16 protein-coding genes and 1 tRNA gene are annotated in these 23320 nt (G+C 67.3%); 8 read left to right on the forward strand and 9 right to left on the reverse strand.

Annotated elements, in window-relative coordinates:
• Window positions 1-2: 2 nt before the first annotated feature.
• The 3 genes from VGU00_RS06470 to VGU00_RS06480 form a co-directional block, all read right to left on the reverse strand.
• Window positions 3-1073: a L,D-transpeptidase family protein gene (locus tag VGU00_RS06470; RefSeq protein ID WP_327466688.1), complete on the reverse strand. Its 1071-nt coding sequence runs from the start codon at window positions 1071-1073 to the stop codon at window positions 3-5.
• A gap of 66 nt (window positions 1074-1139) precedes the next feature.
• Window positions 1140-2534, reverse strand: a complete 1395-nt coding sequence (locus VGU00_RS06475) for an amidase (RefSeq protein WP_327466690.1) — start codon at window positions 2532-2534, stop codon at window positions 1140-1142.
• Entirely contained in the window at window positions 2531-3943 is a 1413-nt protein-coding gene (locus VGU00_RS06480) for an MFS transporter (protein ID WP_327466692.1), read from the reverse strand. Before VGU00_RS06480 ends, VGU00_RS06475 begins: the two co-directional genes overlap by 4 nt.
• 169 nt (window positions 3944-4112) lie before the next feature.
• On the opposite strand from VGU00_RS06480, the gene VGU00_RS06485 reads away from it, so the two are divergent.
• The 4 genes from VGU00_RS06485 to VGU00_RS06500 all read left to right on the forward strand — a co-directional run bounded on the left by VGU00_RS06485 (window position 4113) and on the right by VGU00_RS06500 (window position 8118).
• Entirely contained in the window at window positions 4113-4985 is an 873-nt protein-coding gene (locus VGU00_RS06485) for an alpha/beta hydrolase (RefSeq protein ID WP_327466694.1), read from the forward strand.
• Window positions 4986-5031: 46 nt separating this feature from the next.
• Window positions 5032-7260, forward strand: coding sequence for a TonB-dependent receptor (locus tag VGU00_RS06490; RefSeq protein WP_327466696.1), 2229 nt, complete (start codon window positions 5032-5034; stop codon window positions 7258-7260).
• A gap of 59 nt (window positions 7261-7319) precedes the next feature.
• Window positions 7320-7940 (forward strand): TetR/AcrR family transcriptional regulator, encoded by a 621-nt coding sequence (locus VGU00_RS06495; RefSeq protein ID WP_327466698.1) that lies wholly within the window; start codon window positions 7320-7322, stop codon window positions 7938-7940.
• 102 nt (window positions 7941-8042) lie between these two features.
• A tRNA-Thr gene (locus VGU00_RS06500) sits at window positions 8043-8118 on the forward strand.
• A 58-nt stretch (window positions 8119-8176) separates the two neighbouring features.
• On the opposite strand, the gene hutU is transcribed toward VGU00_RS06500, so the two are convergent.
• The 4 genes from hutU to hutI are packed head-to-tail and all read right to left on the reverse strand — an operon-like array spanning window position 8177 to window position 13348.
• Window positions 8177-9847: a urocanate hydratase gene (gene hutU, locus VGU00_RS06505; protein ID WP_327466699.1), complete on the reverse strand. Its 1671-nt coding sequence runs from the start codon at window positions 9845-9847 to the stop codon at window positions 8177-8179.
• Window positions 9844-10647 (reverse strand): N-formylglutamate deformylase, encoded by an 804-nt coding sequence (hutG, locus tag VGU00_RS06510; protein WP_327466701.1) that lies wholly within the window; start codon window positions 10645-10647, stop codon window positions 9844-9846. The genes hutU and hutG overlap by 4 nt, the downstream gene beginning before the upstream one ends.
• Entirely contained in the window at window positions 10647-12167 is a 1521-nt protein-coding gene (hutH, locus tag VGU00_RS06515; protein WP_327466703.1) for a histidine ammonia-lyase, read from the reverse strand. The genes hutG and hutH overlap by 1 nt, the downstream gene beginning before the upstream one ends.
• Window positions 12164-13348: an imidazolonepropionase gene (hutI, locus tag VGU00_RS06520; RefSeq protein WP_414713507.1), complete on the reverse strand. Its 1185-nt coding sequence runs from the start codon at window positions 13346-13348 to the stop codon at window positions 12164-12166. The genes hutH and hutI overlap by 4 nt, the downstream gene beginning before the upstream one ends.
• A 59-nt stretch (window positions 13349-13407) precedes the next feature.
• On the opposite strand from hutI, the gene VGU00_RS06525 reads away from it, so the two are divergent.
• A complete protein-coding gene (locus VGU00_RS06525; protein ID WP_327466707.1) occupies window positions 13408-14754 on the forward strand; it encodes a formimidoylglutamate deiminase in 1347 nt (448 codons plus the stop codon).
• A complete protein-coding gene (locus tag VGU00_RS06530) occupies window positions 14751-15443 on the forward strand; it encodes a UTRA domain-containing protein (protein WP_327466708.1) in 693 nt (230 codons plus the stop codon). The genes VGU00_RS06525 and VGU00_RS06530 overlap by 4 nt, the downstream gene beginning before the upstream one ends.
• A 49-nt stretch (window positions 15444-15492) precedes the next feature.
• Here the strand turns inward: VGU00_RS06530 and VGU00_RS06535 are convergent, their stop codons facing one another.
• Together VGU00_RS06535 and VGU00_RS06540 are read right to left on the reverse strand one after the other, a co-directional pair.
• Window positions 15493-16830 (reverse strand): sigma-54 dependent transcriptional regulator, encoded by a 1338-nt coding sequence (locus tag VGU00_RS06535; RefSeq protein WP_327466710.1) that lies wholly within the window; start codon window positions 16828-16830, stop codon window positions 15493-15495.
• On the reverse strand, window positions 16827-18635 hold the full coding sequence (locus VGU00_RS06540; RefSeq protein WP_327466712.1) for a sensor histidine kinase: 1809 nt from the start codon (window positions 18633-18635) through the stop codon (window positions 16827-16829). The genes VGU00_RS06535 and VGU00_RS06540 overlap by 4 nt, the downstream gene beginning before the upstream one ends.
• Before the next feature lie 214 nt (window positions 18636-18849).
• On the opposite strand from VGU00_RS06540, the gene VGU00_RS06545 reads away from it, so the two are divergent.
• Together VGU00_RS06545 and VGU00_RS06550 are read left to right on the forward strand one after the other, a co-directional pair.
• Window positions 18850-20178, forward strand: a complete 1329-nt coding sequence (locus VGU00_RS06545; RefSeq protein ID WP_327467444.1) for a dicarboxylate/amino acid:cation symporter — start codon at window positions 18850-18852, stop codon at window positions 20176-20178.
• A 52-nt stretch (window positions 20179-20230) separates the two neighbouring features.
• Window positions 20231-23320, forward strand: a complete 3090-nt coding sequence (locus VGU00_RS06550) for a TonB-dependent receptor domain-containing protein (RefSeq protein ID WP_327466714.1) — start codon at window positions 20231-20233, stop codon at window positions 23318-23320.

Below are 23320 nucleotides of genomic sequence, written 5' to 3' on the forward strand. Positions count from 1 at the left end.
GACTAGTTCCGGAATATCGCCGGCGTGCCGGGCTTGACCATCTGTGCGAGGCGCGCGGCGTCCCAGTTGGTGAGGCGGACGCAGCCATGGCTTTCGGTATGGCCGATCATGTGCGGTTCGCTGGTGCCGTGGATGCCGTAATGCGGCTTGTTGATGTCGAGCCAGACGACGCCGACGGGGCTGTTGGGGCCGGGTTGCAACAGCACTGCCTCCTTGCTGTCGCTGACATCCCAGAACAGCTTGGGATTATAGTGGAAGTCGGGATTGCGGCTGACGCCCTGGATTTTCCAGGTGCCGATCGGCAGCGGGTCGCGGCTGCTGCCCATCGTGGCGGGGAATTGCGCGACCAGCCTGTCGTCTTCGCCAAAGACCTTCAGCACGCCTTCGGACTTGTCGACGACGACTTTCGCGGCCGCCGGCTGCACCGGCGCGACGCCCAGCCGTTCGAGCGTCGCGTTCCACCCGCGCGTGTCCTCGCCGAGTTTCGAGCGGTCGATATCGGGGATGTTCGGAACCCGGAACGGGCGCCCCGCGCCGACGAGCGTCGACGGGCTGTTGAGCGCGACGAGCGTTTCGGGCGTCGTGTGAAAGCGTTCGGCGAGCGCTTCGGTCAGGTTGCGATAGCCGAGCGCGGGCAGTTTTGCCTGATCGGCGGCGTCCTTGGGGAAGGCGGGGACGAAGGGGCCGTCCGCAAAGGCGGCGGGAATCACGACCAGCCGCGTCGCGGGGATATCGCGCCATTGCTCCAGCGCCCGCGCGGTTTCGGCGCCGAGCTTGCCGGTCTCGTCCAGACCGTGCGCCGCCTGGAAACCGCGCAGCGCGGCGGCGTAGGATGCACCTTCCTTGCCGTCGATCACTCCCGACGAAAAGCCGAGATGATCGAGGACGACCTGCGTGCGGAGGACTGCCGGTTCGGCAAATGCCGTCCCCCGATCTTCGGCATCGACGAAGCGAAGGCTGCCGGAATCGGTCGTGGCGGCGGAGCGCGATCCGGTCTTTTCGGGATTGTCGCCGGGCGCCGCATTGCAACCGGCGAGCAGGGCGAGAGCGGCGAAACAGGGAATGATTTTCAAGCGTTAATCCTCTCCGGTCGGGGAAGGAGTCAACGTTTCGGAGGGAGAAAGGATGCCCGCCGCGCCTCAGTCGTCGCCGACCCACAGGGGCGGGGTGTGCCGCCACCATTCGGTCGCGGCTTCGAGCTGATAGGCGAGCGCCAGCAGCAGCGCTTCGCCCCCGGGACTTGCGGCGAACTGGACGCCCACCGGCAGCCCGTTGCCGCTGAAGCCCATCGGCAGCGTGATCGCGGGCGTGCCGGCGAAATTGTCGATCCAGCAATAGCCGGCATAGTCGATCAGTTCGTCGCGCTGGTCGAGCCAGCCGACATCGGGACCGAACACGCCGATGCGCGGTATTTCGGTGCCGAGCGTCGGGGTCATCCAGATGTCGATCGCGTCCAGCCGGCCCAAATAGGCGGCGACCAGCCTTTCCATCGAGGCCCAGGCCGCCGCATAGCGCGCGTCGTCGATCGCGTCGCCGGCGGCGATCAGCGTCGCCGAACGATGTTCGAGATCGTCCGCCGCGACCGAAATGCCGATCTGCTGCGACAGCGCCCCGAGGCGGCGCGTGAACATGCCCTCGGTGATATCGCCGAGCAGGCCGGCGGCTTCGGGCCCATCGAAGGGGAGATCGGCGTCGGATACGGCATGGCCGAGCCGCTCGAGCAGGGCAAATGTGTCGGCAAAGACGCGCTGGACGCCGGCGTCGGGGAGCGCGCCGGTGCGCATCACGCGGCTGTAGGCATGGATGCGCAGGCTGCGGCCGACCGGCGCCGTGACCAGCGGGACGGGCGGCAGGCAGGCGGGATCGCGCGTTTGCGTTGCGTCGAGCCAGCGCGCGGTGTCACGCACCGTGCGGCTGACGCAGCCGTTGACGGTGAGGTCGGTAATCGCGCGAAACGCTTCCTCGCCGGCATTGCGGCCGCGCGACGGCTTCAGCCCGACGAGACCACAGGGCGCGGCGGCGTGGCGGATCGAGCCGAGCCCGTCGCTGGCATGCGCGATCGGGACGACGCCGGCGGCGACGGCCGCCGAACTGCCGCCCGACGAGCCGCCGGGCGTATGATCGAGGCTCCACGGATTGCGCGTCGCGCCGACCAGCGGCGATTCGGTGACCGCGTTGAGCCCGAGTTCGGGCATCGCCGAGCGGGCGATCGAGATGAGCCCGGCGTCGGCGATCGCCCGGGCATAGGGCGCGTCGGCGGGCGGGATGAAGTCGCGGAGCGCCATCGACCCGAAACTCGCCGGGATATCCTGTTCGGGCAGCATGTCCTTGATCAGCATGGGAACGCCCGCGAGCGGGCCGGGGCGCGGCGTCGCGGCCTGCGCGCGGGCGCGGTCGAAACAGGGCCAGGCGATGAAGTTCAGCTGCGGATTGACCGCCTCGGCGCGCGCGATCGCGCGGTCGACGAGCGCCGACGGCGTCGTCCGCCCGGCGGCAAGATCGTCCAGCATGGTGGACATGTCGGACATCGTCATGCGTCTTCTCCCGGTAAGTGCGAACCGATGGCCCGGACGGTCGCCGCATAGGGCCGGCGGGCCAGCGAAATGAGGACCGCTGCCGCGACCAGCGACGGTATGCTGACGATGGCGATCGAATAGAGCATATTGCGCGGCCCCGCGATCCATCCCGAAATCGTCCCGATCATCAGCGGCGAGGCGGCGAGCGCAAGGGCGTTCACGATGCCGAGCAGGGCGAGAACGCGCGAGCGCAGCGCGGCCGGCGCAAGGTCCTGGATGATGCCCGGCATCAACGCCGACCCCGCGACACCCATCGCGCCCTGCAGCGCTGCGACGGTATAGGCCTGGAACGGCGAGGTGACGAAGGGCAGGAAGGCGGCGGGGAGGGGCGTCAGCCAGATGAAGAAGCCCGCGGCGCGGATCGGGGGCAGCTGTCCCGCCCGCGCGCCGAGCCTGAGCGCGAGGCCGGGCAGGAAGACCCCGATCAGCGTCGCGACGGTGACCGCGGTGCCGAGCCCGACGCCGACGGTCGCGGGATCGATCCCGAAGGCGCGCGGCAAGGCGATCGGAAACCAGACGAGCCCCGATGTCATGGCGATCGCCATGGCGAAGATCGAACCGAAGACGCAGCCGAGCGCGCGCCAATGCGCCTTCGCATAGGGCAGGAAGGCAAGATTCGCGGCGGCGTCCGTCGCGGTCGCCGGTGCGGCGGGCGCCGTCCGCTTGCCGAGCGGCATGGTCGCGACCAGCAGGAAGAAGAGGGGACCGGGCAGGGCGATCGCGACCATCGCGATGCGCCAGGCGTCGACGCCCGCAAGCGACGCGGGCAGGCTGCCCGGCGAGGTCGCCAGCCATTCGAGCATCGCCCCGCCGAGCGCCATGCCGATACCTGCGCCGAACAGCGATCCGCCGTAGAAGATCAGGTTGGCGGTATTGCGTTTGCGCTCGGGAAACAGGTCGGGGATCATCGCATAAACGATCGGCGCGAGCCCCGCTTCGCCGATGGCGATGCCGACCGTGCCGGCGAACAGCCCGCCGAAACTGTCCTGAAAGGCGCAAAAGAAGGTTGCGAGCGACCAGATGCCGACCCCGATCGCCAAGAGCAGGCGGCGCCCGTAGCGATCGGCGAGCCAGCCCATGGGATAGCTCGCGACGCAGGCGAAGATCGCCATGCCGAGCCCCTGTAACATGCCGATCTGAAAGTCGGTGAAGCCGAGCGACGTCTGGAGCGACGGCGCGATCAGGCTGAGCATCTGACGAACGACGAGCGCGAACAGCGTCGTCATCATCAGGACGGCGAGACCGTACCAGGCGAGCGCGGCGGCATGGCGCGACTCGGTGCCCGTGCCGTTCGTCGCAGGGGCGGCGCCCGGCGTCGCAGGCCGGGAAAGCGGCTGTTCAGCGATCAGATCCGACCCGCTCTCCATCTCGATTCTCCCCAAAGTCCGGCGGTATCGCGCGGCCCTTGCTTCCATTTAATAAACAAGTTGACTTTATTGTAAAGTGAGCAGATGAATCGGGACAAGAAATAAGGTGGCCCAGGGACGGAGGCCGGCGCGCGGCTTTCGGTGAGCCGCAACTGGGTGGAGAAGGTCGATGCAGTTTTCGGTTCGTGCCTCGCTCGAGCAGTTCGCGCTTCCACATCCCTCGGGCGCCGGAAAGCTGCGGATCAGCGTCGCGGCGCCGGCGGGCGAAGCCCCCGCGGCGGGTGTTCCGACGCTCTATGTCGTCGATGGCGACATATTGTTCGGGATGGCGGCCGAAATCGCGCGCGCGGTATCGAGCGTCGCGGCCTTTCCCGCGCATTATGTCGTGGGCATCGGATATGACGCCGAATATGCCGATTTCCTGAAGCTGCGGACGGCCGACCTGACGCCGCCGATCGGCGCCGAGGCGCTCACGGACCTCGGGGCGCTCGGCACCGCGATCGGCGGCGAGAAGAGCGGCGGGGCCGATGCGTTCCTCGATTTCCTGACGGACAGGCTGCGGCCCGAAATCGCGGCGCGCTATCCGGCTACGGCAGACGGCGAGCAAATCCTTTGCGGCCATTCGCTCGGCGGGCTTTTCGCGGCGCACGCGTTGCTGCGCCGGCCGGACAGTTTTTCGGCCTTCATCGTCAGCAGCCCGTCGCTGTGGTGGGACGGGTTTTCGATCCTCGACCGGATAGCTGCGTTCGGAGACCGGCTCGCGGGGCTCCCGCGCCGGCCGCGCGTCTTCGTCGACGTCGGCGCGAAGGAGCAGGATCTGCCGACGAGCGTGCCCGACGGGATCGGCGTGACGCTGGCGGAAGCGCAGGCGCAGATACGCTCCGCGCGCATGGTCGATGCGGCGAAGGAGTTTGCCGATGCGCTCGGCGCCGCCGGGGTCACCGAACTGCGCCACGTCGCGTTCGCCGAGGACGACCATGTCTCGGCCGCGCCGGCCGCCATTCTGCACGGCATGCGCTTCGCGTTGGGGCGCGATCGCTGAGCCTATCGAAGCCGGGTTTATCGAAAATGGGATATCGGGAGGGATTATGCGACATTTGACCAAGGTGCTCACCGGGACGGCCCTCGCCGCCGCCATCGCGTCGCCCGCGGCGGCGTGGGCGCAGGATGCCGCGGGCGATGCACCCGACGAAATCGTCGTGACCGCGCAGAAACGCACGCAGACGTTGATCGACGTCGCGCAGTCGGTGTCGGTCGTGTCGGGCGCGACGCTCGAGCAGCAGGGCGCGACGAACTTCAGCGACTATCTGAAAAATGTCCCGAGCCTGCAGCTCGTGCAGGGGACGCCGGGGCAGGGGCGGCTTGTCCTGCGCGGGATCAATACCGGCGGGGTCGCATCGACGGTCGCCGTCTATGTCGACGAAACGCCCTTCGGGTCGAGCACGGCGCTGGCCAACGGCGCCGAGCTTGCGGGCGATTTCGATACCTTCGACGTCGCCCGGATCGAGGTTCTGCGCGGGCCGCAGGGGACGCTTTATGGCGCGAGTTCGCTCGGCGGGCTGCTGAAATTCGTCACCAACGAGCCCTCGACGGCCGCGTTCGAGGGCAAGGCGCTGGGCGGCGCCGAGTTCACCGACGGCGGCGATGCGTCGTACCGGGGGGCGGCGATGGTCAATGTCCCGCTGGGCGAGACGCTCGCGTTCCGCGCTTCGGGTTCGTACCGCAAGCAGGGCGGCTATATCGACTCGGTCGGCACGGCGGAATCGAATGTCCGCCGCAACACCAATGATTTCGAAAGCTATGGCGGCCGCGCTTCGCTTCTCTGGAAACCCGATGCGAGTCTCAGCGTCCGGCTGGGTGCGCTGCTCCAGAATCTCTATGTCGACGGGTCGAGTTTCGTCGAGGCCGATCCCGCTACGCTGAAGCCGCTCTATGGCGGGCTGACACAGTCGGAATATCTGCCGCAGTTCAGCAACATCAAATACCGGCTCTACAACGGCACGATCGAATATGATTTCGGCCCCGCGACGCTGACCTCGGCGACCAGCTATGCGCAGCAGCTCCAGTCGTTCCGTGCGGACTATACCGCCAATCTTTCCGCTGCACTCGGCGGTCCCTATGTCTATTTCGACCAGCTGACCGAGAACCGCAAATGGACGCAGGAACTGCGGCTCGCGTCGAACGGCGGCGATTTTGTCGAGTGGCTGATTGGCGGCTATTACACGCGCGAGAAGGCACGGATTAACCAGAATCTGAAGACCGCGGTTCCCGGCACGCCGGGCACCCTGACCCCCATCGACCTGCCGTTCGATTATGCGGTCTACGACCTCGCGTCGCGTTACGAGGAAATCGCGGGCTTCGCCAATGCGACGCTGCACCTTGCACCCTGGTTCGATATCGACCTTGGCGGGCGGTACAGCCACAACAGCCAGCGCGCCGATCAGGTAACCGACGGCGTGCTGCTCGGCGCGTCGACGATCGAGGGCATCCGTTCGTCCGACAATGTCTTTACCTGGTCGGTCGCGCCCAAGGTCAAGTTCGGCACCCGCGCATCGCTCTATGGCCGTATCGCGAAAGGATATCGTCCGGGCGGTCCCAACGTCATTCCCGCGGGCGCTCCGCCGGGAACGCCGACGACGTTCGAGCCCGATACGGTCACCAGCTACGAAATCGGGTTCAAGGGCGACACCGCCGACCGGACCGCGTCGATCGAGGCCGCAATCTATCATATTGACTGGAACAACATCCAGCTCGCCGCGGTCGTCAACGGGTTCGGCGTGAACGCCAACGGCGCGGGCGCCGAGGTCGACGGTGCCGAAATCACCGCGACGCTGCGCCCCGTGCGAGGGCTCGCGACGTCGATCAACCTCGCGATCAACGATGCGAAGCTCAGCGGCGATACCGACCCGGTCGTCGTCGCGGCGGTGAAGGGCGACCCGCTGCCCTTCACGCCCAAATATGCGGTCAGCGTCAATGCCGACTATCAATGGGATCTGGGCGGCGACGTCACCGCGTCGGTCGGCGGGTCGATCCGGTCGCTGTCGCGCCAGTCGGGCAATTTCGATCCCGCCTATCGCGCGATCCATGGCCATTTCCCGAAAGTGCGTGCCTATGAGGTGATCGACCTGCGCGCGGGCGTCGCCTTCGGGCGCTATGCGATCAACGCCTATGTCAACAACGTCGGCAACAGCCGGGGGATCACCGCGACGCAGGCGTTGCTGGGGGTCGCCGGGCTGCCGCGCAACGCCGGCGGCGCGCTCGGCACGGCGCGGCTCCGCCCGCGCACCTTCGGCATCAACCTGACCGCGGGGTTCTGAACGGCGTGACGGAAATCTCGTCTTTGCCTCCGCCGGATAATGTCGCAGAGGGGGCGGCTGTGACCCGCGCCGCACCGAAACCCCGCCGCAGCCAGGCCGACCGCAGCGCCGCGACCCGCGCCAAGGTGATCGCGGCGGCGCGCGACGTGCTCTGCGCGCAGGGCTATTCGGGCGCGACGATGCACGCCATTCGCGACGCGGCGGGGATGAGCCTGGGCGCGATCCAGCACCAGTTCCCGACCAAGGCGAAGATCATGGCGGCGGTGGCGGCGGAATTTTCGGCCTATCGGACGCGCATCTATATCGACGCGATCCGGCAGGGAACGACGCCGCGAGAGTCGATGGAAAATCTGATCGACGCCAATTTCCGCATGGTCAGCCGGCCCGAAATGGCCGCGGTGCTGGAAATCCACCTTGCGCGTCGCAACGACCCCGACCTCGACCGCGAGGTCGGGCCGGGTGCGCGCCGGTTCGACCGGCGCGTGCGGCTCTGGGCCTATTCGATCCTCCACGCGGCCGGCATCCGCGACGACGCCGCGCATCGCAGCCTGCAACTGCTCAACAATGCGGTGACGCGCGGGCTGACGGTCGAATATATCCGCAATCCCGACCCGGCGGTGGTCGAGCAGGCGATCGCGATCTGGAAGGCGCAGATGCTCGACCTGATCTTCGGTGCCTGACATCGCGGGAGCGCTGGAGCGCGCAACTTTCGACATTCGACGAAGATTGATTGCAACGGTGCTTGTTTTCATTGGGGCACGCTGTTAGAGGCGCGCCTCGTTGCCGCTTTAGCTCAGTTGGTAGAGCACATCATTCGTAATGATGGGGTCAGGTGTTCGAGTCACCTAAGCGGCACCACTTCCCTTACATTCTGCCTTTTGCGGCGCCCCGTGCCGGGCACGGGACGCCGACGGTTTCACGCGGTGATGCCGGGCAGGTCGAGGCCTTTCTCGCGCGCGCAGTCGATCGCGATGTCGTAGCCCGCGTCGGCGTGGCGCATCACGCCGGTGCCGGGATCGTTCCACAGCACACGTTCGAGCCGCTTCGCCGCTTCGGGGGTGCCGTCGGCGACGATCACCATGCCGCTGTGCTGCGAATAGCCCATGCCGACCCCGCCGCCGTGGTGGAGCGACACCCAGGTCGCGCCCGATGCGGTGTTGAGGAGGGCGTTGAGGAGCGGCCAGTCGCTGACCGCGTCGCTGCCGTCGCGCATCGCTTCGGTCTCGCGGTTCGGTGAGGCGACCGAGCCCGAATCGAGGTGATCGCGGCCGATCACGACCGGCGCCTTGAGTTCGCCCGACGCGACCATTTCGTTGAACGCGAGCCCGAGCCGGTGGCGGTCGCCGAGCCCGACCCAGCAGATGCGCGCAGGCAGGCCCTGGAACCGGATCTTCTCGCGCGCCATGTCGAGCCAGTTGTGGAGATGCCTATTGTCGGGGAGCAGCTCCTTCACCTTCGCGTCGGTCTTGTAGATATCCTCGGGATCGCCCGACAGCGCGGCCCAGCGGAAGGGGCCGATGCCGCGGCAGAAGAGCGGGCGGACATAGGCCGGCACGAAGCCCGGAAAGTCGAAGGCGTTCTCGACGCCCTCGTCCTTCGCCATCTGGCGGATATTATTGCCATAGTCGGTCGTCGGCACGCCCGCGGCCTGCAGGTCGAGCATCGCCCGCACATGGACGGCCATCGATGCCTTGGCGGCCTTGGCGACTGCGGCGGGGTCGCTCTCGCGTTTCGCAAACCATTCGTCGAGCGACCAGCCCGCGGGGAGGTAGCCATTCACCGGGTCGTGCGCCGAGGTCTGGTCGGTGAGCAGGTCGGGGCGGGTGCCGCGGCGAACGATCTCGGGCAGGATTTCGGCGGCGTTGCCGAGCAGGCCGACAGAGACGGGTTTGCCCTCGGCGTGAGAGGCCTCGATCATCGCGATCGCCTCGTCGATGCTGTTCGCCTGCTTGTCGAGATAACCGGTGCGCAGGCGCATTTCGATGCGGCTCGGCTGGCATTCGATCGCGAGGCACGACGCGCCCGCCATCACCGCGGCAAGCGGCTGCGCGCCGCCCATGCCGCCGAGGCCCGCAGTGAGCAACCACTTGCCCGCAAGGCTGCCGCCATAATGCTGGCGGCCCATTTCGACGAAGGTTTCGTAGGTGCCCTGAACGATGCCCTGGCTACCGATATAGATCCAGCTGCCGGCGGTCATCTGGCCGTACATCATCAGGCCCTTTTTATCGAGCTCGTGGAAATGCTCCCAATTCGCCCATTCGGGGACGAGGTTCGAATTGGCGAGCAGGACGCGCGGGGCGTTTTCATGGGTGCGGAACACGCCGACGGGCTTGCCCGACTGGATGAGCAGCGTCTCGTCGCCCTCGAGCCGCTTCAGCGTCTCGACGATCCGGTCATAGCTTTCCCAGTCGCGCGCGGCGCGGCCGATGCCGCCATAGACGACGAGTTCGTGCGGTGCCTCTGCGACGTCGGGGTGGAGGTTGTTCATCAGCATCCGCATCGGCGCTTCGGTGAGCCAGCTCTTCGCGCTGATCTCGGGGCCGGTCGCCGGGCGGATCACGCGGCTGTTGTCGAGGCGGGTGGTCATGAAAATCCTTTCGCAAAATCGAGGGTCGCGGCGATGACCTGTTCGAGCACGGGCCGGATCGCGGGATGGGGGTCGAGGGGGGAGGGCCAGTTGGCGTGGGTGATCGTGTCGGGCTCGGTCATGTAGCCACGCTGCGCCAGCTCCATCTGGATTGCGTGGATTCCGTCGCCGGGACGGCCATAGTGGCGCGTCGTCCAGCCGCCCTTGAAGCGGCCGTTGACGACATGGCTGTGCCCGCTCGCGGCGCAGATGTTCGCGACGATCGTTTCGAGCTCGGGCGCGCAGGTTGCGCCGCCGTTGGTGCCGATGTTGAACTGCGGCAACTCGCCATCGAACAGGCGCGGGACGTGGCTGCGGATCGAATGCGCGTCGTACAGGACCGCGCGGCCGTGCCGTGTTTTCAGCCGGTCGAGTTCGGCGGCCAGCGTTTCATGATAGGCACGGTGATAGAGGTTGAGCCGCTGCATGATCGACGCCTCGTCGGGCTGATCGAAGCGATAGAGCGGATCGCCGTCGAACGTCGTCGTCGGGCACAATTCGGTCGTCGCCTGCCCCGGATAGAGCGACGCCCCCGACGGATCGCGATTCATGTCGATGACGCTGCGCGAGATATCGGTTGCAACCAGCGTGGCGCCCATGTCGGCGGCGAAGGCGTAGAGTTCGGCGATCCACCAGTCGGTGTCGATCTGCGCGTGCCAGGGCGAAACATATTGCTCGTCGAGGCCCGCAAGGTCGGTGCCGCCGTGCGGGAAGGCGATGACGAGCGGTGCGTCGCCGCGGTGGACGCGCAGCCAGTCCATCAGCCGACGCCCGGCAGGCTGGCAGGGACCGCGGCGACGAGGCTGCCCGCGCGGATCAGCGCGGTCGCGGCCTCCATGTCGGGATGGAAATGCCGGTCGTCCTCGAGCGTCGGCACGCCGGCACGCAGATGCCGGTGCGCGGCCTCTAGCGCGTCGCTCGATTTCAGCGGGGCGTGGAAATCGATTCCCTGGCACGCTGCGAGCAGCTCGATGCCGATCACTGCGCTGGCGTTATCGGCCATGTCGAGCAAGCGGCGCGCGCCGTGCGCGGCCATCGAGACATGGTCCTCCTGATTCGCGCTGGTCGGGATCGAGTCGACGCTCGCGGGATAGGCGCGCTGCTTGTTCTCGCTGACGAGCGCGGCGGCGGTGACCTGCGGGATCATGAAGCCCGAGTTGAGGCCGGGGCGCGGCGTGAGAAAGGCGGGGAGGCCCGAGAGTGCCGGGTCGACGAGCATCGCGATGCGGCGCTCCGAAATCGACCCGATCTCGCACAGCGCCATCGCGATCATGTCGGCGGCGAAAGCGACGGGTTCGGCGTGGAAATTGCCGCCGGACAGCGCTTCGTCGGTGTCGGCGAAGATGAGCGGATTGTCCGAGACACCGTTGGCTTCGATGCCGAGCGTCGTTCCCGCCTGCCGCAGCAGGTCGAGCGCCGCGCCCATCACCTGCGGCTGGCAGCGGAGGCAATAGGGGTCCTGCACGCGCGGGTCGTCGACCGCGTGCGACGCCCGGATCGCCGAACCGGCCATCAGACCACGCAGCGCATCGCCGACCTCGCGCTGGCCGGCATGGCCGCGCAGCGCATGGATACGCGCATCGAAGGGCGCGTCGGAGCCTTTGGCTGCTTCGGTCGAGAGCGCGCCGGTGATCAGCGCCGAGCGGAAGACGGTTTCGGCGCGGAAGAGGCCGGCGAGCGCGTTGGCGGTCGAAAATTGCGTGCCGTTGAGCAGCGCGAGCCCTTCCTTGGGCCCGAGGTCGAGCGGGACGAGGCCCGCCTCGGCGAGCGCATCGGCGGCGGGTAGCGTCTTGCCGCCGACTTCGATTTTGCCGACGCCGATCATCGCGGCCGCCATGTGCGACAGCGGGGCGAGGTCGCCGCTGGCGCCGACCGATCCTTGCGACGGGACAACTGGGGTCAGGTCGTTCGCGAGCATCGCCTCGAGCATCGCGACGGTTTCGCGGCGGACACCCGATGCCCCCATGCCGAAGCTCGCGAGCTTGAGCGCCATCATCAGGCGGACGATCTTCGTCGGCGACGGCGCGCCGGTCCCGGCGGCATGGCTGAGCACGATATTGCGCTGGAGCGTCGCCAGGTCGTCGTCGGCGATGCGCACGCTCGCAAGCTTTCCGAAGCCGGTGTTGATGCCATAGACCGGCGCGCCCTTGGCGACGATCCGCGCGACCGCCGCCGCGCTCGCATCGATCGCATCCCATGCGCCGGCGCTGAGTTCGGCGCTCGCGCCCTCATAGATTTCGCGCCAGTCGGCGAGCGAAATATGCCCGGGCTCGATGATCATTGTCCGTCCTTGATACGTTGGTGAAGCGGGTTGAAGCCGATGCGGTAGACAAGCTCGGCGGGGTCGCCGGCGTCCCAGATCGCGAGGTCGCATGCCTTGCCGGGCTCGAGCGTGCCGATCTCGCGCGAAAGGCCCAGCGCAGCGGCGGCGTTGACCGTGACGCCGCGCAGCGCCTCGACGACCGTCAGCCCGAACAAAGTCGCGCCCATGTTGAGCATCAGCAGCAGCGAGGTCGTCGGCGAGGTGCCGGGGTTGTTGTCGGTCGCGAGTGCGATGCGCGTGCCGTGGCGGCGCATCGCCTCGATCGGAGGCAGTTTCGTCTCGCGCATGAAATAATAAGCGCCGGGAAGCAGTACCGCGACGGTGCCCGCTTCGGCCATCGCACGGACGTCGTCGTCGGTCGCATGTTCGAGATGGTCGGCCGACAAGGCGCCATGGCTCGCGGCGAGCGCGCTGCCGTGGAGCGCCGACAATTGTTCGGCGTGGAGCTTGACCGAAAGGCCGTGCGCCTTCGCGGCTTCGATCACGCGCGTGCATTGCGCGGGCGAGAAGCCGATGCCTTCGCAAAAACCGTCGACCGCGGTCGCAAGCGGCGCGGCAGCGGGGATCATCTCGCCGACGACGAGGTCGATATAGGCGTCGCTGTCGCCCTTATATTCGGGGGGCAGGGCGTGCGCGCCGAGGAAGGTCGGCTCGACGCGAATGTTGCGGTGCCCCGCGAGCGCACGCGCGGCGCGCAGCATCTTGAGTTCGTCGTCGGTCGACAGGCCGTATCCCGACTTGATCTCGATCGTCGTGACGCCCTCGGCGATCAGCGCATCGAGGCGCGGGAGGGCGCTCGCCGCCAGTTCGGCCTCGCTCGCCGCGCGTGTCGCGCGCATCGTCGAAACGATCCCGCCGCCCGCGCGCGCGATGTCCTCGTAGCTCGCGCCCTGAAGGCGCATCGCCCATTCGTTCGCGCGGTTGCCGCCGTGGACGAGATGGGTGTGGCAGTCGATGAGGCCGGGGGTGATGAGCCGGCCTTCGCAATCATGGACGGTTCCCGCGGCCGTCGGGGCACCATCGGCGGGTCCGGCATAGACGATCCGGCCGTCCTTCGCGGCCACCACGCCATCGTCGATCAGGCCGAGGTCACCATCGGCCATCGTTGCGAGTCGGGCGTTCGTCCAGCGTTGCTCCATCTGGACAGTGTCGTTCGAATGCGTCATTATGTCTAGACATAATATGAGGACGAACGACGATGGCTCTCTGGTTCGAACGCGCGTGGATCGACAATGGCTGGGCGAAGGATGTGCGGATCGGCGTCGCCGACGGCCGGATTGCATCGATCGAGACCGGCGCCCCGGCGGAGCCTGGGGACGAACGCCATCGCGTCGCGCTCCCGGGCCTGTGCAACGTCCATAGCCATGGCTTCCAGCGCGGCATGGCGGGGCTGTCCGAACGCCGCAGCCGTCCCGACGATAATTTCTGGAGCTGGCGCGAAATCATGTACCGCTTCCTCGACCGCCTGACGCCCGAGGATGTCGCGGCGATCACGGCGCAGGCCTATGCCGAGATGCTCGAAACAGGCTTCACGCGCGTCGGCGAGTTTCATTACCTGCATCATGACCCCGCGGGCGATGCCTATGCCGACCGCGCCGCGATGGCGGGCGCGATCGCCGAAGCCGCCGCGGCGACCGGGCTCGGCCTGACGCTGCTCCCCGTTTTCTACGCGCATGGCAATTTCGGTGCCGCATCGCCGAGCCCCGGCCAGCGGCGCTTCCTCAACGATATCGACGGATTTTCCGCGCTGCTCGACGCGTCGCGGGCGAAGCTGTCGGGCGACGCCAATATGGGGATCGCGCCGCATTCGCTGCGTGCGGTCACGCCCGATGAGCTTGCCGCATTGCTCGAGCTGTCGCCGACCGGTCCGGTCCATATCCATGCTGCCGAGCAGGTGAAGGAAGTCGCCGATTGCGTGGCGTGGAGCGGCGCGCGGCCGGTCGAATGGCTGCTCGATCATGCGGGGGTCGACGAACGCTGGTGCCTGATCCATTCGACGCATCTCGACGCAAACGAGGTCCGGCGTTTCGCGGCGAGCGGCGCGGTCGCCGGGCTGTGCCCGATCACCGAGGGCAATCTGGGCGACGGGATTTTTCCCGCGGTCGACTATCTGGCCGATGGCGGCCGGTTCGGTGTGGGCACCGACAGCAATATCCTTGTCGATGCGGCACAGGAACTCCGTGCGCTCGAATATTCGCAGCGACTGGCGCAGCGCGCCCGGGCTTTGCTCGCGGGGGAGGACTCGCCGTTCGTCGGCGCCAACCTGTTCGCGCGGGCGGTGCAGGGCGGGGCGCAGGCGCTCGGTGTTGCCGAGGGCTTTGCGGTCGGCCATGCGGCGGATATCGTGTCGCTAGATCTCGACCATGTGGCCTTTGCCGGAACCGACGATGCGACCTTGCTTGATCGCTGGATTTTTACCGCGCGCGCCGGCGCGATCGACTGCGTGTGGCGCGCGGGGACGAAGCGCGTCGCAGCAGGCCGCCACGTCGCTGGCGACGCGGTCGCGGCCGCCTATCGCGCCTGCGTCGCGCGCATCCTCGCATGAGCCCCGCGCGGCGCATCCGCGACGAAATCGCAGGGCTAATCCGCTCGGGCGCCTGGCGGCCGGGGCATCGCATCCCGACCGAGCAGGAACTGGCGGCGCAGCACGGCTGTGCGCGCGCGACGGTGAGCAAGGCGCTGAGCGAACTTGCCGCCTCGGGGCTGATCGAGCGCCGCCGCAAGGCGGGGTCGTTCGTCGCGCATCCGCCGGTGCATTCGGCGGTGATGACGGTCCCCGACCTTGCTGAACTGATCGCGGCGCGCGGCGAGGAGTATCGCTGGCAGGCGCTGTCGGTCGAACCGGCGAAGCTGGGCGAGGGTGCGGTTCCGGGCCCGGCGCTGTCCGTCACCGGTCTTCATCTGGCGGCGAACGAACCCTTTGCGCTCGAACGGCGGCTGATCTCGCTCGCCGAGGTTCCCGATGCGGAGGCGGTCGATTTCGGACAGGAAGCGCCCGGGACATGGCTGCTTGCGCATATCCCGTGGACCGAGGTGCGGCACGTCATCCGCGCGGTATCGCCGACGCGCCGCGAAGCGGCGCTGCTGGCAACCGGCACCGGCATGGCGTGCCTCGAGCTCGATCGCACGACCTGGCGCGCCGGGCGTGTGGTGACGCTTGTGCGGCTCTTGTTTCGCGGCGACCGCTTCGACCTTGTCGCCGAATTTAAGGCGGGGATTCCGGGCGAGGGGTGACGGCACAATTTCTATCGGCCGCTTCCGGATGGAAATCGGCAATCCCTTTTCACCCCCGGAACAGCTTCGGGTCGATCCGGTGGCGCTGCATCTTGTCGTAGAGCGTCTTTCGCGGGATGCCGAGCCGCGCCATCGTCTCGGCGATATTGCCCTGCGTCTGGGTGAGCGTGTCGTGGAGGATCGTCGCCTCGAAGCGGCGCAGGCGTTCGGACAGCGATGCGTCGCCCGGCATCGCCGACAGGCCGGGATCCGACGGCAGGTCGAGCACGACGCTGTAAGCGAAATTCTTGAGCTCGCGGACATTGCCCGGCCAGTCGTGCTCGACGAGGTGGCGGCGCACGCTGTCGTCGATCTGGAAGCCTTTGAGCCCCATCTTGGTGGCGGCTTCGTCGAGGAAATAGGCGAAGGTCTGCGGAATGTCGGGGCGGCGCTCGCGCAGCGGCGGGATGCGCAGCTTCACGACATGGAGCCGGTAATAAAGATCTTCGCGGAAGGCGCCCGACCGCACCGCGTCCATCAGGTCGGTCTTGGTCGCGGCGATGACGCGCAGGTCGACGGGTTCGGGCGCGGCGGCGCCGATCGGCTGGACCTCGCGCTCCTCGATCACGCGCAGCAGCTTGGCCTGCACTGCGGGGTGCATCGTGTCGATCTCGTCGAGGAAGAGCGTGCCGCGATGCGCTGCGCGGATGCGGCCGGCCTGGCCGGGCTTGCCCGTCGTGCGGTCGACAAGGTCGCTGCCGAACAGCTCGGTCTCGGCCAGTTCCTGCGGCAGCGCGGCGCAATTCACCGCGACGAGCGACGCAGCGCTGCGCCGGCTCTGGCGGTGGAGCATATGCGCGACGAGCTCCTTGCCGGTACCCGTTTCGCCTTCGATCAGCACGTCGATATCGGCCTGCGCAAGCTGTGCGATCGTTTCGCGCAGCCGCAGCATGGCAGGGCTCTCGCCGATCAGCGGGCTGTCGATTGCCGCCGCCGCCGCGGTCAGCCGGCGATTGTCGAGGATCAGCGCACGATGCGCGAGCGCGCGGCGCGCGACCCCGACGAGATGGTCCGACGCGAAGGGCTTGGCGAGGAAGTCGAATGCGCCATCGTGCAGCGCGCGCACCGCCATCGCGACATCGGCGTGGCCGGTGATCAGAACGACGGGGATATCGGGGTCGATCGCGTGGATCGCGGCGCGCAGTTCGAGCCCGTCCATTCCGGGCATGCGGATGTCGGTGACGACGATGCCGGAAAAGCCGGCTTCGATGCGCGGCAATACGCTCTGCGCGTCGGGGAAAGCCTCGACCGCGAGGCCCGCGAGGTCGAGCGTCTGGACGTTCGCCTCGCGCAGCGCGGCGTCGTCGTCGACGAAGAAGATCGCCTGTTCGTCGGTGAAAAAGCTCATGCGGACCTCAATGTCAGGCGGAAACCCGCGCCGCCGAGCGGCGAGGGGATGAGCGTCAGCGCGCCGCCGAATTCGCCCATGATGTCGCTAGCGATGGCGAGCCCGAGGCCCAGCCCGTCGGGGCGGCCGGTGACGAAGGGCGTGAAAAGCTGGGGCAGCAGGTCGGCGGCGACCCCGGGGCCGTTGTCGCAGATGTCGATGAGCACCGGATCGGCGCCGTGGGCGCGGAGCGCGATGCGCGGTGCGTCGACCCCTTGCAGCGCGTCGGCGGCATTTTGGAGCAGGTTGACGAGAACCTGTTCGAGCCGGACGCGATCGGCATGGACGGTGCGCGCCGGGTCCTCGATCACGATGTCGAACGCGATGCCCTGCGCGCGCAGCCGGTCGCCGATGAGGAGGTTGGTGCCCTCGATCGCCGATTGCACCGTGACGGGGCCGAGCGGCGTCGGCTTGCGGCGGGCGAAATTGCGCAGTTCGTTGGTGATCGCCCCGACGCGCGCGGTGAGTTCGACGATCGTGCCCAAATTGCCGCGCGCTTTCGCGGGCTGCTCGCGATCGAGATAGCGCAGGCTGTTTTCGGCGAAGGTGCGGATCGCGGCGATCGGCTGGTTGATCTCGTGTGCGACACCGGCGGTGATCTGTCCGATCGAGCCGAGCCGGCTGGCCTGCGCCAGCTCTTCGCGCGCCTCGCGAAAGCGGCGGTCGGTTTCGGCCTGCCGTTCGGCCGCCTGCTGCAGTTCGGCATTGGCGTCGCGCAGGTCCTGCGTGCGCGCCGCGACCTCGCGCTCGAGCGCGACATGCGCCGCCTGCCGCAATGCCTGCCGTTCGACGAGGCGGAGCAGTGCGAGGATCGCGGCGCCGACGAGGATCAGCAGGACGAGGAAAATGACGCGCGCGGTGGCGTTGGCGCCGTCGCGCGCGAGCTGTGCGGGCTGGAGGACGTGAAGCCGGCTGTCGGGGAGCGACACGCGTTGAACGGCCTGACGATAGAGGGTGGCACTGCCCCTGTCGGCGATACGAAGGTCGCCGTCGGCCTGACGCGCCGAGAGCGGCGCCAGCGTCGCCTCGCCATAGCTGCGCGTCCCGCGCAGCCGCTGCTGCGTCGCGGGCGAGATCGGACCGAAGGAACGGAAGCGCCACGCGGGCTCGCTGGTCATGATGACGATACCCGCATCGTCGGTGACGAGCGTCGTCGCCGGGGAATCGGCCCATTTTGCCTCGAGCTTGTCGAACTCGACCTTGACGACGATCACCCCGAGCGGGCGACCGCCGACGTCGACGCGCCGTGCGAGGAACAGGCCGGGCCGGCCGCTGACGGTGCCCAGCGCGAAGAGTTCGGCTTCGCCGCGCTGCATCGCGCCGCGAAAATAGGGACGGAAACGATAATCCTGCCCGACAAAGCTGGTCTGCGCCTGCCAGTTGCTCGCTGCGATCGTCGTGCCGTCGGCGCCGATCACGTAGATCACCGCCGCGTCGGTGCGGCGCGCGAGCTGCTCGAGTTCGCGGTCGAGCCGCCGCGATGCCGCCGCGCTCTTGTCGGCGAGCGCGAGGCGGACGTCCGGAAATTCCGTGAGCACGCGCGGGAGCAGGCGGAATTTCTGGAGCTCGCTTTCGAGCAGGCTCGCGTGCGCGCGTGCATTCTGCCGCGCGTCGGCGTCGGCGCGCGTCCGCGCATGGCCCGCCGCCCATTGGGAAAGGCCAAGCGCGGCGACGAGCAGGATCAACGCGCCGGCGATCGATGCGAACAACAGCCGCCGCCGGTCGAGCCGGGGCAGGATGCGGTGCGAATCGGGTTGCGATGCCATGTGCGGATTATTGCACAGATATATGGATTTTTATGCGGATATTCGCACAAATTTTCGGGATCGGTTCGGCTATTTCACATAAAATATAGTAGTATCAAATATATAGGAAAATGCGTCGTCGGTTTGACCGCCATTCTCCCGTCCGCCTATTTTTCGGTCGAGGTCGAATAACGGCCGTATGACAGGGGAGAGGCCGGTGGCCGCCACGATCGATATGAATGCGATGCCCGAAAGCTCGGGGCGAAAGCCCTGGTGGTCGCATCTTTATGTGCAGGTGCTCGCGGCCATCCTCGGCGGGGTCCTGCTCGGCCATTTCTGGCCCGAGATCGGCGTGAAGCTCCAGCCGCTCGGCAAGGGGTTCATCGATCTCGTCAAGATGATCATCGCGCCGGTGATTTTCCTGACCGTTTCGACCGGCATCGCCTCGGTCGGCGGCGGCAGGACGCTCGGCCGCCTGACGGCGAAGACCTTCGCCTATTTCCTCTTCTTCTCGACGCTCGCGCTGATCATCGGCTTGATCGTCGCCAATGTGGTGCAACCGGGCGCGGGGATGAACATCGACCCGGCGACGCTCGATCCGAACGCGGTCGCCAAGATCGCCGAATATGACGCGAAGGCGCACGACACTTCGCTGGTCGGTTTCCTGCTCGCGATCATCCCGACGACGTTCGTATCGGCGCTGACGTCGGGGTCGATCCTGCAGGCGCTGTTCGCGGCGATCCTGTTCGGCATCGCATTGTCGCACACCGGCGCCGCCGGCGCGCAGGTGCTCGGCATGCTCGAAAAGCTGTCGAGCGTCTTTTTCTATCTCGTCGGCATGCTGATGCGCTTTGCGCCGATCGGCGCGTTCGGCGCGATGGCGTTCACCATCGGCGAATATGGCGTCGAATCGCTCGTCAATCTCGGCGCGCTGATCGCGACCTTCTACCTGACTTCGATCCTGTTCGTGGTCGTCATCCTCGGCGCAATGGCACGGCTGTGCGGCTTTTCGATCTTCCGGCTGATCGCCTATCTGAAGGCCGAACTGCTGCTGGTGCTCGGCACCTCATCGTCCGAGGCGGCGCTGCCCAGCCTGATGGACAAGCTCGAAAAGGCGGGCTGCGCCAAGCCCGTCGTCGGCATGGTCGTGCCGACGGGTTACAGCTTCAACCTCGACGGCACGAACATCTATATGACGCTCGCCGCGCTCTTCGTCGCGCAAGCGACGGGGATCGACCTCAGCCTCGGCGATCAGGTCGCGCTGCTGCTGGTCGCGATGGTGAGTTCGAAGGGCGCGGCCGGCGTGACCGGCGCGGGGTTCATCACGCTCGCCGCGACGCTGACGGCGGTGCCGACGGTACCGGTCGCGGGGCTCGCGCTCATCCTCGGTATCGACCGCTTCATGAGCGAGTGCCGCGCGCTCACCAACTTCATCGGCAACGCGCTCGCGGCGATCGTCGTCGCCAAGTGGGAAAATGCGCTCGACGAGGACGCGCTGGGCCGCGCGCTGAACGGCGAACCCGCGCCGCTCGCGGCGCCGCCGGTCGAGACCGACAGCGATTGATGCCCGGACGGGCCACACGAAAATTCAAACGATAATATTGGGGAGAATGACAATGAGGCGCAGTTTTGGAACCATGCTGCTTGCGAGCACGGCGATCTGCCTTCTCGCGAGCGCACCCGTCCGGGCGCAGACGTCCGGCGAAGCGGCTGCGGCGGATCCCGCGCCGGATGTCTCCGATACCGGCGAGGTGCAGGGCGATGATGCGGCTGCCGGGGATATCGTCGTCGTCGGCACGCGCATCGAAGGCGCGCGCGTCACCGAGGCGCTGCCGGTCGTCGTCGTCGGTCAGGACAAGATCGACGCGATCGGTGCGGTCAGCGGGGATGAGCTGATCCGCAACATTCCGCAGATGGGCGACGTCAGCTTCAACCCCGGCAACAATGCGCAGACGAGCAACGCCGCGCGCGGCGACGTCGGTTCGGTCAACCTGCGCTCGCTCGGCGTCGGCAACACGCTGGTGCTGCTCAACGGCCGCCGCGTCGTCACCCACCCCGCGAGCCAGGGCCTGTCGGACACCGGCACCGTGCCGGTGCTGAGCTATAACTCGAACGCGATCCCGACGACCGGATTGCAGCGGCTCGAAGTGCTGCTCGACGGTGCGGCGGCGCTTTATGGTTCGGACGCGGTGGCGGGCGTCGTGAACACGGTGCTCAAGGACAATTACGACGGCCTTCGGATGCAGGCGCAATATGGCGGCGCCGAAGGCACCCACTTGCGCGAATTCCAGGGCAATATCCTTGCGGGCAAGAGCTTCGACCGCGGCAATATCACGCTGTCGTTCGAATATACCGACCGCACGGCGCTCCGCGCCGAGGATCAGGATTTCACCGCCTCTGCCAATCTGCGGCCGCTGTTCGCCGACTATCCCGATTTTGCGGGATCGACGACCCCCGATGCCCGCGCGACGCGCGGCGCCTGGCCCGCGCTGCAGGTGCCGGTTACCGGCGGCCGGCCGCGTCGCGGTTCGACGAACCTGACCACCGCCGCGGGCGCGTTCACGGTGCGTCCGACGCGGCTGGGTGGTTGTACGCAGGCGCTCACCGCCGATCTTTGCCTTGTGAACACGGCGCTTGCGACCAACAATGCGTTCCGCGACCTGCGTTACGATACGGCGGTCGGCACCACGGTGATGCCGAGCGTGAAGCGCTACAACGCCTTCATCAACGGTCATTACGACCTGAGCGACGAGCTGACCCTGTTCGGCGAGTTCGGATATTACCGGTCGAACACGACCCGCATCCAGCCGCCGGTCATCAACCTCAACCAGATATGGATCCCGGCGACCAACTATTACAATCCATTCGGTCCCGTCGGCAGCCTGAACCGCCTGCCGGGCCTCACCAACGTGCCCGACGCCGGGTTGCCGGTGCTGCTCACCACCTATCGCTTCGTCGATACGGGGCCGCAGACGGTGAAGGTGTCGGGCGAACAATTGCGCGGCCTGATCGGCGTGCGCGGCGAGGCCGCGGGTTTCAAATGGGACAGCGCCTTCGTCTATTCCGAAGCGACCGCGGTCGACAGCAGCCTCGCGGTGCGCAGTTCGGCGCTGCAGCAGAGCCTCGCGCTCGCGACGCCCGATGCCTATAACCCGTTCAACGGCGGCTGCATCGACAGTCTGAGTTCGGGCGATTGCACGCCGAGTTCACAGGCGGCGATCGACGCGATCACCTTCCAGCTCCGGCGCCGGTCGAAGACGACGCTGACGATGGGCGACTTCCGTGCGTCGCGCTCGGACCTGTTCGCCTTGCCCGGCGGCGATGTCGGCGTGGCCTTCGGCGTCGAAGTGCGCCGCGAGACCCAGCGCGACGATCGCGATTCGGCGGTCGACGGATCGAGCCCCTTCATCGACGCCGTGTCGGGCGCGGTGACGATCAGCGACGCCGCGGCGGTCAGCGACAATCCCGATACCTATGGCAAGCGGACGGTCGCGGCGGGCTATGCCGAACTCGCCGTGCCCCTGGTGTCGGAGGATATGAATATCCCGCTCGTCCGCCGGTTCGACCTGCAGCTTGCCGGCCGCTACGAACATTACAGCGATTTCGGCAGCGTCGCGCGGCCGAAGATCGCGGCGGCATGGGACGTCGTCGACGGGTTCCGCCTGCGCGGTTCCTTCTCGCAGGGCTTCCGCGCGCCGAACCTCGAACAGGTCAATGCGGTCGAATATGCCCGGCTTGCGACCAGCCCGGACTTCCTGCGCTGCGAGGTTGACCTCCGCGCCGGGCGCATCGACAATTTCACCGAGTGCGGCAACAATGTCGGTTATTCGCGCCGCGTGTCGGGCAACCCCGACCTCAAGCCCGAAAAGAGCACCAACTATAATCTGGGCGCTGTGTTCGAACCGACCTTCCTGTCGGATCGCTTCGGCCGCATGACCTTCACGGTCGATTATTGGTCGATCAAGCAGAAGGGCATCGTCGGCATCCTCGGCAACGACACCGCGATCGCGCTCGACTATCTGCTTCGCCTGCAGGGATCGTCGAACCCCAATGTCATTCGCGCCGCGCCCGATGCCGACGATGTCGATGAATTTGCGGGAACCGGCATCGCGCCGGTGGGTGCGATCACGACCGTGCGCGACCAGTTCATCAACCTGCAGCCGCAGACGGTGCGCGGGCTCGATTTCGGCTTCTACTGGCAATCGCCGAAGACCGATGTCGGCAAGTTCGACCTGTCGATCAACGCGACGCGGCTGCTCAAATTCTCGCGTTCGCCGGGCGATGCGGTCGACATGCTCGTCGCCGCGCGCGAGGCCGGCGACATCGACGCGGGGACGCCGCTTCCCGAAACGCAAAATCTGATCGAGGCGAACGGCCGCCCGAAATGGCGCGGCACGGCATCGCTGACCTGGTCGCTCGGCCAGTTCCAGATTGGCGCCTTCGCGCGCTACACGGGAGCGGTCGACGAAACCGCGTTCGTCGATGCCGACGGCGATCCGTGGCGCGTGAAATCGCAGCTCACCGCCAACCTCTATGCGCAGGTGCGCATCAAGGATGCCGGGGGCCTCGGCGGCGACATGCGCTGGCGCGTCGGGGTGCGCAACATCGCGGACAAGAAACCGCCGCTCACGTCCGAAGGCTATCTGGGCTCGCTTTACAGCCCCTATGGCCGTTACTGGTACACCTCGGTCACCACGGAGTTCTGA

Source organism: Sphingopyxis sp. (genome assembly GCF_035944815.1).
Classification (GTDB): Bacteria; Pseudomonadota; Alphaproteobacteria; order Sphingomonadales; family Sphingomonadaceae; genus Sphingopyxis.